Raw genomic sequence first — 11,441 nt, forward strand, 5'->3', positions numbered from 1 at the left:
ATGATCCGCAAATTGCTCCCGCACCCGCATCTGACGCTGCTCCTGACGGTGGTCTGGCTGCTTTTGGCCAATAGCTACACGATGAACTCGCTGGTCTTCGGCGTGATCATGGGGCTGGTGATCCCGTGGGTGACCGCGCCTTACTGGCCCGACCGCCCGGTGATCCGCCGCTTTCCGAAGATCGTGGAATATGTGCTGATCGTGCTGTGGGACATCATCGTCTCGAACCTCGTGGTGGCCAAGATCGTGCTGTTCATGCCGAAATCGAAGCTGCAACCGGCATGGGTGACGGTGCCGCTCGATCTGGTAGAGCCGGAATCGATCACGGTGCTTGCCGGCACGATCACGATGACGCCCGGCACGCTCACCGCCGAGATCGCGGCGGATGGGCATAGCCTCCTGGTGCATTGCCTGCACGCGCCCGATCCCGACGGGGTGCGCGACGACATCAAGGCCCGCTACGAACGCCGCCTGAAGGAGATTTTCGAATGATCACCTATGCGCTGATATTCGCGATTTCATGCTTTTCCGTGGCCCTGCTGTTCAACCTCTACCGCGTCGTGCACGCGCCGGGTGTGACCGACCGGGTGCTGGCTCTCGACACGATGGCGATCAATGCGATCGGGCTTCTGGTGCTGTTCGGTATCTGGGAAGGCACGGCGATCTTCTTCGAGGCTTCGATCCTCTACGCGATGACCGGGTTCGTGGCGACCGTGGCTTACGCGAAATTCCTGCTGCGCGGCGATATCATCGAGTGAGGGCGATATGGAACTGTTCTGGGAAATCCTGATCTCTGCACTGCTCGTGATCGGCGGGTTCTTTGGCCTCGTCGGCAGCTTCGGGCTGGTCAAACTGCCCGACCCGATGACGCGGCTGCACGCGCCGACCAAGGCGGCGACGCTGGGCGTGGGCGCGGTGCTGATCGCGTCGATGATCTGGTTCGGCGTGTTCAAGGACGATCTGACCCTGCATGAGCTGATGATCACGATCTTCCTGTTCCTGACCGCGCCGATCAGCGCGCATTTCATCGCCAAGGCCAATATCTTCAAGGACTGGCCCTCCGACAAACTCCCGCGCCCGCATGGCGAGGGCGAATGGGCGGTGCATCAGGCCGATGCCGACACCTCGGCCGAGGAACTCGAAGAGGCGGAAGAGGCCCGCAAAGGCTGATCCCATCCAATCGCTTGAAATATCCCGGGGGTCCGGGGGGCAGAGCCCCCGGCACGCTCCAAGGAAAAAGGCGCGAAGGGGGGGCCCTCGCGCCTTTCGCAATGTGCTGAGTGCTGTCAGACCTCAGAGCAGCCCGGCATGGGCAAGGGCCGCGTCGAGCTGCGCCTTGGTGCTGTCCAGAAGCCCGGTCAGCGGCAGGCGCACCTCGTCCGAGCACAGGCCCAGCCGCGACATCGCGTATTTCGCGCCCGCGACACCCGGCTCGACAAAGATCGCCTCATGCAGCGGCATCAGTTTGTCCTGATAAGCCAGCGCCTTGGCGTAATCGCCCGCAAGCGTCGCTTCCTGCATCTGTGCGCAGAGCTTCGGCGCGACATTCGCGGTGACCGAGATACAGCCCACGCCGCCCATCGCGTTGAAGCCGACGGCGGTCGCGTCCTCGCCCGAGATTTGCGCGAAATCGGCGCCACAGGTCATCCGCTGCTTGGCCACGCGGCTCAGATCGCCGGTCGCGTCTTTCACGCCGACGATGCGTGGCAGTTTCGCCAACTCGCCCATCGTCGCCGGGCTCATGTCGATCACCGAGCGGCCGGGGATGTTATAGATCACGATCGGCAGGGTGCAGGCATCGTGCATCGCGGTGAAATGCGCGATCAGCCCGCGTTGCGTCGGCTTGTTGTAATAGGGCGTCACCACCAGTGCGGCATCGGCACCTGCGGCTTCGGCATGCTGGATCAGCTCGATCCCCTCGCGGGTATAGTTCGAGCCCGCGCCCGCGATCACCGGGATGCGGCCCGCGACGGCCTTGACCACTTCGGCCACGACGGTGTTGTGTTCGTCATGGCTCAGCGTCGGGCTTTCGCCAGTGGTGCCGACCGGCACGAGGCCGTGGCTGCCCTGCTCGATATGCCACTCGACCAGCTTCTTGAGCGTGTCCAGATCCAGCTCGCCGTTCTTGAACGGCGTGATGAGTGCGGGGATGGACCCTTTGAACATGACACGCTCCTTTGCATTGCGTTCAGGCCGGATTCGGCCCGGTTGAAATCGGGCGGACATTATGCGAGGCGCGCGCGCTTGCCAACTTGTGAATTGCATGGGCGCGCGGATGCAGGCAGGTAGGGGAAAACGACCGGGCAGGGCGATGATCAGACGAATTCTCATGGCGGCCGTTCTGGCCGCGGCGCTGGGCGCGCCGGGGCTTGCGCAGGGCACGGGGGCGCAGGCCTTGGCCGAGGCGATGACGGCGGTTGGCCGCAAAGACTGGCCCGCCGCAGAGGCGCAATCGCGCATCGCCGGGCCGCTCGCGTTCGACATCGTGGAATGGCACCGGCTGCGCGCGGGCGAGGGGCGGTTCGCCGATTACGCGGATTTTGCCGCGCGGCGCGCGAACTGGCCCGGCATGCCGCTGTTGCGGCGCAAGGGCGAGGCGGTTCTGGACGAGGGCACGCCCGAACAGATCATCGCCTATTTCTCGGGTCATGCGCCGCTGACCGGCGCGGGCGCGCTGGCGCTGATCGCGGCCTATCAAAGCATGGGCGAGGCGACCAAGGCGCAGACCGTGGCCGAGGCCGCATGGCGTGAGTTGGATCTCAGCGCCGAGGATCAGGCCACCTTTCTGGAGCGGCACGCGGCATGGGTCACGCCCCATCATGGCGGGCGGATGCAGACGATGCTCGACCGTACCGATTTGACGCAGGCGCGGCGGATGCTCGATCTGGTGACGCCGGGGACCAGGACGGTTGCGGCGGCGCGGATTGCGCTTCAGGCGCGCACGGCGGGCGTTGACGCGCTGATCGAGGCGATCCCCGAGCGGATGATGGGGTCTTATGGGCTCGCGCGGGATCGCGCGGTCTGGCGCTGGCGGATGGGGTTTGAGGATGGCGCCGCCGATCTGATTCTGGAACGCTCGGAAAGCGCCGCGCATCTGGGCGACCCGGCGCTGTGGGCGGATGTGCGCGCGCGGATGGCGCGCTGGGATCTGCGCAACGGCAACCCGCGCCGCGCCTACAAGATCGCCGCGCGGCATCGGCTGAGCGATCATGGCAGCGATTACGCCGATCTCGAATGGCTCGCGGGCTATGCCGCGCTGAAGCTGGGCGATGCGCCGACCGCGCTGCGCCATTTCGAGGCCATGGGCGATGTCGTCGCCAGCCCGATCAGCAGTTCGCGCGCGGCCTATTGGCAGGGGCGGGCGCTGGAGCAGATGGGGCAGATGGGCCCGGCCAAGGCTGCCTTTGCCGAGGGCGCGCGCTGGCAGACGGCCTATTACGGGCTGCTCTCCGCCGAGCGTCTGGGCCAGCCGCTGGACCCGGCCCTGTCGGCAAGCCCGGCCTTGCCCGATTGGCGCGGCCAGCCTTTCGAGCAGAGCAGCGTTTTTCAGGCGGCGCTCTTGCTGCGCGAAGCGGGGCAGGATGCCTTGGCCGAGCGGTTCCTGCTGCATCTCGAAGAGAGCCTGCCGCCCGAGCAGATCGCGCCGCTGGCGGCGCTCGCGCTCGATTGGAGGGATACGCATCTGGCGCTGCGGCTGGGCAAGCGGGCGGCCTCGGACGGGGTGGTGCTGGTGCCTGCCTATTACCCGATCCCCGACCTGACGACGCATGATCTTGGCGTGCCCGAAGAGTTGGTGCTGGCGATTGCGCGCCGCGAGAGCGAGTTCGATCATCGGGTCGTCAGCCATGCGGGGGCTATGGGGCTCATGCAGGTGATGCCGGGCACCGCCAAGATGATGGCCGAAGAGATCGGCGAGCCTTATCAGGAGGCGCGCCTGACCACGGATGCCACCTACAATGCGCGGCTGGGCGGGGCTTACCTGCGGCATCTGCGCGAGGAGTTTGGCCCCTCGATCGTGCTGGTCGCGGCGGGCTACAATGCCGGGCCGGGGCGGCCGCGCCGCTGGATGACCGAGATGGGCGACCCGCGTGTGGGCGCGGTGGATGTGGTCGATTGGGTCGAGATGATCCCCTTCGACGAGACCCGCAACTACGTCATGCGGGTGGCCGAGAGCCTGCCGGTTTACCGCGCGCGGCTGGGTCTGCCGGCGGTCAAATTCACGACCGATCTGCGGGGCGTAGCGCGCTAGCTCCGGCGCTTGCGACCCGTGCGCAGAATGGTGAAGATCCCCGCTGCCGCCACGACGCCCGCGCCGATGGCGACATTGGGTTCGAGCACTTCGTCGAACACGATCATCCCCAGCCCCGCCGCCCAGACAAGTTGCAGATAGGCGAAGGGCTGGATCGCGGAGGCCTCGGCGACCTCATAGGCCTTGATCAGCAGGAAATGCGCGGTCGATGCGGTCAGGCAGAGCACCGCCATCCAGCCCCAGTCGGCCGGTGCGAGCGGCTCCCAGTAGGGCAGGCCGATGGCGGTGACCACGATGGCCCCCACCACGCCGGTATAGAAGAACGAGACCGAGGCCGGGTCCTTGCGCCCGACATAGCGGGTGAGCAGCGAGTAGAGCGCAAAGAGAAACGCGGCGGCGAGCGGCACCAGCGCCTTGGCGGAAAACACGCCGAAGCCCGGTTCGAGGATGATCAGCACGCCAACGAAACCGATGGCGATGGCGATGGCGCGCCGCCAACCGACCTTTTCGCCAAGGATCGGGCCGGACAGCACCGCGACGATCAGCGGATAAGAGGCAAAAACGGCGTGGGTCTCGACGAGGCCGAGCAGCACGAACGCCTGCACCATGACGATCACCTCGACGATCATGATGACCGAGCGGACGATCTGGACCAAGGGCTGGGCCGAGCGGGTGGCCTTTTTCAAACCGCCGGGCGCGCGCGCAGCCAGCACGATCACGAAGCCCGCGAAGAACCAGAACCGCACCATGAGCGCCATGAAGACGTTATATTCGCCCGCGATATGGCGTGAGATGCCGTCCTGCATCGCGAAGATGAAGGTCACCGCCACCATCAGCCAGATGCCCTTGCGGGTGTCCTGTTCAGCCATGTTTGCGGCCCGTGCTCATGTGGCGCTTGTGCCCGTGGCCCGGCGCGCGGCTGACCTCGAAGCCCGCTGCGGCAAGGTTCCGGCGCACGAAGCCAGCAGCGGTATAGGTCGCGAAGCTGCCACCCGGCGCGGTATGGCGCCCGACCTCCGCCATCAGGCTCTCGCCCCACAGCTCTGGGTTCTTTGCGGGCGAAAACCCGTCGAGGAACCACGCATCCGCGCGCCCTTCCCACGCGGGCAGCGTCTCTCGCGCATCGCCAATGACGATTTCCACCGCGATCGGGCCGAACTGAAACCGGGTCTCGCCCCGCGCCCATGCGTCGAGCAGCGGATCTGCCACGGCGCGCGCCTCGGGAAAGGCGTCAAGCGCGCGCGCCATTTCGGCGGCGCTCATCGGGAAGGCCTCGAAGCTGGTGAAGCGGATCGGCACGTCTTCGGGCGCAATCAGGCGCAGCGCCAGCAGGTTCAGCCCGGTGCCAAAGCCCAGCTCGACCACGTGAAAACCGGGGGCTAGCCGCGCGGGCAGGTCATTGCCGTCCAGAAATACATGGCGCGTCTCGGCCAACCCGTTCGCGAGCGAGAAATAGGGGTCGTCAAAGCGCGTCGAGACCGGGGTCGATCCGTCGCGCCAGTCGAGGGCGGCTTGGCTCTGGTCAGGGGGCGGCATTGCGGGTAGGTCCTTGGGGATCAGAGCGCGACAGTGGCGAAAGGACGCGGGAATGGCAAGCGGGCGCGTAGAGCTGACAGTGCGGGGCGGGGGCGCGTTCGGTCTCTCGATCGCGTTCGAGGCGGCGCGCCGGGGTGCCCGCGTTCGGCTGATCGAGGCGCGCGGGATCGGGGCCGGATCTTCGGGCGGCACGGTGGGCGCGCTGGCCCCGCATGTGCCGGAGAATTGGAACCCCAAGAAACAGTTTCAATTCGAGAGCCTGCGGATGGCCGAGGGGTTCTGGACCGCGGCGCGCGAGGCCGGAGGCAAGGATGCGGGCTATGCGCGCACCGGACGCGTGCAACCGCTGATGGACGCCGCACAGGTGGCCCGCGCACAGGAGCGCGCCGCGCAGGCCGCGATGCTTTGGCAGGGCTTTGCGGAATGGCGCGTGGTCGAGGGCGGCGATCTGGGGCCGCTCGCCCCCGCCGCGCCGAACGGGTTCTACGTGTTCGACACGCTCACCGCCCGCGCGGCCCCGCGTGCGGCGGGCGCGTCGCTTGCCGCCGCGATCGAGGCGCTGGGCGGAGAGATTGTTTTAGGCGAAGCCGAGGAGATCGGTCAGGTGATCCATGCGACCGGGACGGAGGGCTTGGCGGAGCTGTCCCGGACACTTGGCAAATCGGTCGGAGGCGGTGTGAAGGGCCAATCTGCGCTCTTGCGCTATGACGCCCCGGACGCGCCGCAGGTCTATGCCGAAAGCCTGCATATCGTGCCCCATGCCGATGGGACGGTGGCGATCGGCTCAACCTCGGAGCGCGAGTTCGAGGACGGCGCGGCAACGGATGCGCAACTCGACGCGCTGGTCGAAAAGGCCCGCCGCCTCTGCCCTGCGCTCGCCGATGCGCCAGTCATCGACCGCTGGGCCGGTGTGCGCCCCCGCGCCAAATCCCGCGCGCCGATGCTCGGCGCCTGGCCCGGGCGGCCCGGCCACTTCATCGCCAATGGCGGCTTCAAGATCGGCTTTGGCATGGCGCCCAAGGTCGCGCAAACCATGGTCGATCTGGTGCTGGAAGGGCGCGATGCGATCCCCGAGGGCTTTCGCGTCGAGGACAATCTCTAGGGGGCGCTGCCCTCTCGCGCGGGCCGCGCTCACCCCCGGGATATTTCGGGCGATTGGACACGCAGAGACGTCTCCCCTTCCAATCGCGTCAAATATCCCGGGGGGTGAATTTGCGTCAGCAAAGAGGGGGGCAGCGCCCCCCCCGACCCGCCTACCAGCGTTTGAGCGCGTCTTCGTCCGCGTCCTTGGCCGCGACCCAGGCGGTGCCCGAACGCATATGTTCCTTCTTCCAGAAGGGCGCGCGGGATTTGAGGTAATCCATCAGGAACTCGGCGGCCTCAAAGGCGGCGACGCGGTGCCGGGCGGCGGTGGCGACCATCATGATCGGCTCGCCCACGGCAAGGCGGCCGTGGCGGTGGATCACCAGCGCATCGGCAAGCTCCCAGCGGGTCATCGCCTCTTCGGTGATCTTGGCAATCGCGCGTTCGGTCATGCCGGGGTAATGCTCGAGTTCGAGCGCCTCGAGATCGCCCGAGTCGTCGCGCACGATCCCGGTGAAGGTGACGACTGCGCCGACATTGTTGCCGCCTGTGCCGAAGCTGGCCGTCTCGGCGGCGAAGTCGAAGGGCTCTGTCTGGACCGCGATTTTCACCTCAGCCCCCGGTCATTGGCGGGAAGAACGCGACTTCGCGCACGCCTTCGAGGGGCGCGTCGAACCCGGACAGGTCTTGATCGAGCGCCACGCGCAGCGCGCTGGTATCCGCGAAGGCCGCGTCATAGCGCGGATCGCGCGCGCGCAGTTCCGTGACGAGATCGGCGACCGTACGGGCCGAAGTTTCGACCGTTTCGCGCGGCACGCCGATGCGTTCCCGGACCCATGCGAAATAAAGAACCTCAACCATCCTTGTGATCCTTCAGGAAGGGCAGCGCCTTGGCGAAATAGTCCCAGCCCGTGAGCGCGGTCAGCAGCGCCGCGACCCAGATCAGGCTGAGGCCCACGAAGCTTGCGACCGAGGCCGGGCTGACCCGCGACGGGATCTCGCCTTCGCCGGCACGCGGCGGCAGGCCGGATTCGAGATAGTGCAGCCCGGTGCCGAGGAACAGGATCGCGATGGCGACCATTTGCGCGGTGGTTTTCCACTTGGCGAGTTTGGTGACCTTGAGCTGTCCGGCCTCGGCGCCGAGGTATTCGCGCAGGCCCGACACGAACACTTCGCGGAACAGGATCACCGTCACCGGCAGGATCAGCCAGGGGTTCATGCCCGAGTAGCCCGTGATGATCACCAGCGCGATCACCACCATTGCCTTATCGGCGATCGGGTCGAGCATCGCGCCGAAGCGGCTTTCCTGTTTCCAGGCGCGGGCGAGATAGCCGTCGAACCAGTCGGTCACGGCGGCGGTGATGAACAGTGCCAATGCGAACCAGTCCGCCAGCGGACGGTTGAAATAGAGAAACATCACCGCCACGCCGGGCGCGGCGATCAGACGGAGAACCGTCAGGATATTGGGCAAGGTCCATCTCATTCGGGCAACCTAGCCTCGGGCGCGGGCGAGGGGAAGAGGGCGTATTAGCGCGCGGGGTCTTTGTAGCTATGTGTTGCGCCGCGCCAATCGGTGACTTCCCAGAGTCCTTGCGCGATGGCGCGGACATGGTCGCCATTGATCGGCACCTTGCCGAAGCCGCCAGGGATGTCGAGCACATAGGTCGGCAGGGCCGTTCCGGTGATCCGCCCGCGCAGCGCGCGCAGGAGCGCGCGGCCTTCGTCGATGGTGGTGCGGAACTGCGAGGTGCCGCGCGCGAGGTCGCAATGGTGCAGATAGTAGGGCTTCACGCGCAGCGCGGTCAGCGCGGTAAAGAGGCTCGCCAGCGCCTCGGGCGTGTCGTTCACGCCCCGGAGCAGCACGCTTTGCGAGAGCATCGGCACGCCCCTATCGACCAGCCGCGCAATCGCGGCGCGGGCGGCGGGGGTGAGTTCGTCGGCGTGGTTCGTATGCAGCACGATCCAGACCGCCGGCCCGGGGGCCGCAAGCGTTTCCAGCAGCGCCTCGGTGATGCGGTAGGGGGCGACCACCGGCACGCGGGTGTGAAAGCGGATTTGCGTGAGATGCGGGATCGCGCGGAGCCGTGTCAGCACCGCCCCGATCCGTCGCGCCGACAGGGTCAGCGGATCGCCTCCGGTCAGCACCACCTCGCGGATCGCGGGGGTGCGCGCGATGTAGTCGAGCGCGGCCGCCAGCGCGTCCTCGGGGAGCGGGCCGGTTTCGCCCACGGTCTCCCGGCGAAAGCAGAAGCGGCAATAGACATCGCAGGTCTTGGTGACATGCAGGATCACCCGGTCAGGATAGCGATGCGTCAGCCCGGGCACCGGCGCGTGGGCCGCGTCGCCGATGGGATCGAGGAGTTCCTCGGGGCGGGTGACCAGTTCGGCCCTGCTTGGCAGGAATTGCCGCGCGACACCGTCATCGGGGGCGCCAATCGCGCCCTGCATTTCGGCGGTCAGGCGGATGCGAAACTCTGCCTCGACCGGTGCCAGCCCCGGCAGATCACCGCGCGCGACAAGGCCCGCCTCGGCCAGATCGGCGAGGCTGCTCAGCGCGGGGGGCGTATCGGGGCGGGCGGTGCTCATGGGGCGATGCGCTACGCGGGGGGCGGTCGCGCGTCAATCTCTGTCGTTGAAGAAATTGTAGATCGTTTCGGCCATGGCCTCGGAAATGCCCGGCACATCCATCAGATCATTCAGCCCCGCGCGGCTCACGGCCTTGGCCGAGCCGAAATGCTGCAAGAGGGCGCGCTTGCGCGTGGCGCCGACGCCCGGCACCTCGTCGAGCGGGTTGGCCATCGTCGCCTTGGCGCGCTTGGCCCGGTGCGCGCCAATCGCCCAGCGGTGGGCCTCGTCGCGCAGGCGTTGCACGTAATAGAGCACCGGGTCGTTCCGTTGCAGCGCGAAGGGGCGGGCCCGGTAGCGGTGGAATTCCTCCTTGCCGTGGTCGCGGTCCACACCCTTGGCGACACCGACCATCGGGATGTCGGCCACGCCCAGCGTCTCCATGATCTCATGCACCGCCGAGACCTGCCCCGCGCCGCCGTCGATCAGCAAAAGATCGGGCCAGGCGTCGGATTTGCGCTCGGGGTCTTCTTTCAGCAAACGCTGAAAACGGCGGGTCAGCACCTCTTTCATCATGCCGAAATCGTCGCCGGGCGTGACCTCGCCATCCTTGATGTTGAACTTGCGATACTGGCTTTTGATATAGCCCTCGGGTCCCGCGACGATCATGCCGCCGACCGCATGGGCGCCCTGAATATGTGAGTTGTCGTAGACCTCGATGCGGGCGGGCGGTGCGGGGAGAGCGAACGCCTCGGCCACGCCCTTGAGCAGCTTCGCCTGAGCGGCGGATTCGGACATGCGCCGGCCAAGGCTCTCGCGGGCATTGCGGGCGGCGTTTTCCACAAGCTCCGCCTTTTCGCCGCGCTTGGGCACCGCGATCTCCACCTTGCGTGCGGCCTTTTGGCTGAGCGCGTCGATCATCAGGTCCTCGTCCTCGATCGGATGGGACAGAAGGATCAGGCGCGGCGGCGGACGGTTGTCGTAAAACTGCGCGAGGAAGGCTTCGAGCACCTCGGCCTCATCCGCGCCCGACCCGGTGCGCGGGTAGAAATCGTGGTTGCCCCAGCTTTGATGCGCACGGATGAAGAAGACCTGCACGCAGGCCTGCCCGCCCTCCATGTGCAGCGCCACCACATCCGCCTCGGCCACGCCGCGCGGGTTGATGCCCTGGCTCTGCTGCACATTGGTTAGCGCCTTGATCCGGTCGCGCAGGGCCGCGGCGCGCTCGAACTCCATCGCGTCCGAGGCCACCTGCATCTGCTGCGCGAGTTCTTGCTGGATCGTCGTCGATTTGCCTTCGAGGAAGCGCTTCGCGTCCTCGACCAACTCGGCATACTCCGCCTCGGTGATCTTGCCGACACAGGGCGCGGCACAGCGCTTGATCTGATATTGCAGGCAGGGCCGCGTGCGCGCGGCGAACATCGTGTCCGAGCAGTTGCGCAGCAAGAAGACCCGCTCCAGATGGTTGAGCGTGCGGTTCACCGCGCCCGCGCTGGCGAAGGGGCCAAAATAGGCGCCGGTGCGCCCTCGCTTGCCGCGATGCTTGCGGATCATCGGAAAGGGGTGGTCGCCGGTGATATGGATGTGCGGAAAGCTTTTGTCGTCACGCAGCAGCACGTTGTAGCGGGGCTTGAGCTGCTTGATGAGGTTCTGTTCAAGCAGCAGCGCCTCGGTCTCGGTGCGGGTGGTGAGGAACATCATCCGCCGCGTCTCGAAGATCATCCGCGCGATCCGCGCCGAGTGACCCGAGGGTCGCGCATAGTTCGACACCCGCGCCTTGAGGTTGCGCGCCTTGCCGACATAGAGCACCTCGCCCTTGTCGTTCAGCATCCGGTAAACGCCCGGCGAGCCATCGAGCCGGGTGACGTAATCCGCGATCAGCGCGTGACCGCTCAACCGAGGCGGGAGCTCGGTTTCGGCGCTGTCGTCGGGGGTGTCCTGGGTCTCGGTCATCGGCTCCGCGATTCTTGGCTGTCGCTGCAATGTAGGGCAGGGGAGATCAAGAAAA

Annotated in this window: 13 protein-coding genes; 5 read left to right on the top strand and 8 right to left on the bottom strand. The window is 66.8% G+C overall.

All coding sequences use genetic code 11. The features are described from left to right. Genes P0X85_RS09820 through P0X85_RS09830 form a run of 3 tightly spaced genes read left to right on the top strand, consistent with a single transcriptional unit; the run spans window position 1 to window position 1,170 of the window. The gene (locus P0X85_RS09820; protein ID WP_275812145.1) at window positions 1–492 is read left to right on the top strand and encodes a Na+/H+ antiporter subunit E; all 492 of its coding nucleotides are present in this window, start codon (window positions 1–3) and stop codon (window positions 490–492) included. Next, complete coding sequence (locus tag P0X85_RS09825) at window positions 489–758, top strand: K+/H+ antiporter subunit F (RefSeq protein ID WP_275812149.1); 270 nt, start codon at window positions 489–491, stop codon at window positions 756–758. The genes P0X85_RS09820 and P0X85_RS09825 overlap by 4 nt, the downstream gene beginning before the upstream one ends. Before the next feature lie 7 nt (window positions 759–765). Beyond that, the gene (locus P0X85_RS09830; protein WP_275812153.1) at window positions 766–1,170 is read left to right on the top strand and encodes a Na+/H+ antiporter subunit G; all 405 of its coding nucleotides are present in this window, start codon (window positions 766–768) and stop codon (window positions 1,168–1,170) included. A gap of 123 nt (window positions 1,171–1,293) precedes the next feature. On the opposite strand, the gene dapA is transcribed toward P0X85_RS09830, so the two are convergent. Next, window positions 1,294–2,166: a 4-hydroxy-tetrahydrodipicolinate synthase gene (gene dapA, locus P0X85_RS09835; RefSeq protein ID WP_275812156.1), complete on the bottom strand. Its 873-nt coding sequence runs from the start codon at window positions 2,164–2,166 to the stop codon at window positions 1,294–1,296. A 145-nt stretch (window positions 2,167–2,311) separates the two neighbouring features. Here dapA and P0X85_RS09840 point away from each other — a divergent pair, with 145 nt between their 5' ends. Next, on the top strand, window positions 2,312–4,249 hold the full coding sequence (locus P0X85_RS09840; RefSeq protein WP_275812160.1) for a lytic transglycosylase domain-containing protein: 1,938 nt from the start codon (window positions 2,312–2,314) through the stop codon (window positions 4,247–4,249). Here the strand turns inward: P0X85_RS09840 and P0X85_RS09845 are convergent. Beyond that, the gene (locus tag P0X85_RS09845) at window positions 4,246–5,118 is read right to left on the bottom strand and encodes a DMT family transporter (RefSeq protein WP_275812163.1); all 873 of its coding nucleotides are present in this window, start codon (window positions 5,116–5,118) and stop codon (window positions 4,246–4,248) included. The genes P0X85_RS09840 and P0X85_RS09845 overlap by 4 nt on opposite strands. Then, entirely contained in the window at window positions 5,111–5,785 is a 675-nt protein-coding gene (mnmC2, locus tag P0X85_RS09850; RefSeq protein ID WP_275812166.1) for a tRNA (5-methylaminomethyl-2-thiouridine)(34)-methyltransferase MnmC2, read from the bottom strand. Before mnmC2 ends, P0X85_RS09845 begins: the two co-directional genes overlap by 8 nt. Before the next feature lie 52 nt (window positions 5,786–5,837). On the opposite strand from mnmC2, the gene P0X85_RS09855 reads away from it, so the two are divergent. Continuing rightward, window positions 5,838–6,887 carry an NAD(P)/FAD-dependent oxidoreductase gene (locus P0X85_RS09855; RefSeq protein WP_275812169.1) on the top strand — a complete coding sequence of 350 codons (1,050 nt, stop codon included), beginning with the start codon at window positions 5,838–5,840 and terminating at the stop codon, window positions 6,885–6,887. 151 nt (window positions 6,888–7,038) lie between these two features. Here the strand turns inward: P0X85_RS09855 and P0X85_RS09860 are convergent, their stop codons facing one another. Genes P0X85_RS09860 through uvrC form a run of 5 tightly spaced genes read right to left on the bottom strand, consistent with a single transcriptional unit; the run spans window position 7,039 to window position 11,386 of the window. After that, on the bottom strand, window positions 7,039–7,479 hold the full coding sequence (locus tag P0X85_RS09860) for a molybdenum cofactor biosynthesis protein MoaE (protein WP_275812172.1): 441 nt from the start codon (window positions 7,477–7,479) through the stop codon (window positions 7,039–7,041). A 1-nt stretch (window position 7,480) separates the two neighbouring features. Continuing rightward, window positions 7,481–7,729 carry a molybdopterin converting factor subunit 1 gene (moaD, locus tag P0X85_RS09865; protein ID WP_275812175.1) on the bottom strand — a complete coding sequence of 83 codons (249 nt, stop codon included), beginning with the start codon at window positions 7,727–7,729 and terminating at the stop codon, window positions 7,481–7,483. Further along, window positions 7,722–8,351: a CDP-diacylglycerol--glycerol-3-phosphate 3-phosphatidyltransferase gene (gene pgsA, locus P0X85_RS09870; RefSeq protein WP_275812178.1), complete on the bottom strand. Its 630-nt coding sequence runs from the start codon at window positions 8,349–8,351 to the stop codon at window positions 7,722–7,724. Before pgsA ends, moaD begins: the two co-directional genes overlap by 8 nt. Window positions 8,352–8,395: 44 nt before the next feature. Beyond that, window positions 8,396–9,454, bottom strand: a complete 1,059-nt coding sequence (locus P0X85_RS09875) for a lysine-2,3-aminomutase-like protein (RefSeq protein WP_275812181.1) — start codon at window positions 9,452–9,454, stop codon at window positions 8,396–8,398. Between the two features lie 33 nt (window positions 9,455–9,487). Further along, window positions 9,488–11,386 carry an excinuclease ABC subunit UvrC gene (gene uvrC, locus P0X85_RS09880; protein WP_275812186.1) on the bottom strand — a complete coding sequence of 633 codons (1,899 nt, stop codon included), beginning with the start codon at window positions 11,384–11,386 and terminating at the stop codon, window positions 9,488–9,490. Window positions 11,387–11,441: the final 55 nt, after the last annotated feature.

The sequence above is a fragment of the Pseudothioclava nitratireducens genome (assembly GCF_029210495.1).
Classification (GTDB): Bacteria; Pseudomonadota; Alphaproteobacteria; order Rhodobacterales; family Rhodobacteraceae; genus Pseudothioclava; species Pseudothioclava nitratireducens.

Bases quoted from the DNA above. Each gene is read 5' to 3' on its own strand.
- P0X85_RS09820 (WP_275812145.1), top strand. From the start codon at position 1: ATGATCCGCAAATTGCTCCCGCACCCGCATCTGACGCTGCTCCTGACG.
- P0X85_RS09825 (WP_275812149.1), top strand. From the start codon at position 489: ATGATCACCTATGCGCTGATATTCGCGATTTCATGCTTTTCCGTGGCC.
- P0X85_RS09830 (WP_275812153.1), top strand. From the start codon at position 766: ATGGAACTGTTCTGGGAAATCCTGATCTCTGCACTGCTCGTGATCGGC.
- dapA (WP_275812156.1), bottom strand. From the start codon at position 2,166: ATGTTCAAAGGGTCCATCCCCGCACTCATCACGCCGTTCAAGAACGGC.
- P0X85_RS09840 (WP_275812160.1), top strand. From the start codon at position 2,312: ATGATCAGACGAATTCTCATGGCGGCCGTTCTGGCCGCGGCGCTGGGC.
- P0X85_RS09845 (WP_275812163.1), bottom strand. From the start codon at position 5,118: ATGGCTGAACAGGACACCCGCAAGGGCATCTGGCTGATGGTGGCGGTG.
- mnmC2 (WP_275812166.1), bottom strand. From the start codon at position 5,785: ATGCCGCCCCCTGACCAGAGCCAAGCCGCCCTCGACTGGCGCGACGGA.
- P0X85_RS09855 (WP_275812169.1), top strand. From the start codon at position 5,838: ATGGCAAGCGGGCGCGTAGAGCTGACAGTGCGGGGCGGGGGCGCGTTC.
- moaD (WP_275812175.1), bottom strand. From the start codon at position 7,729: ATGGTTGAGGTTCTTTATTTCGCATGGGTCCGGGAACGCATCGGCGTG.
- pgsA (WP_275812178.1), bottom strand. From the start codon at position 8,351: ATGAGATGGACCTTGCCCAATATCCTGACGGTTCTCCGTCTGATCGCC.
- P0X85_RS09875 (WP_275812181.1), bottom strand. From the start codon at position 9,454: ATGAGCACCGCCCGCCCCGATACGCCCCCCGCGCTGAGCAGCCTCGCC.
- uvrC (WP_275812186.1), bottom strand. From the start codon at position 11,386: ATGACCGAGACCCAGGACACCCCCGACGACAGCGCCGAAACCGAGCTC.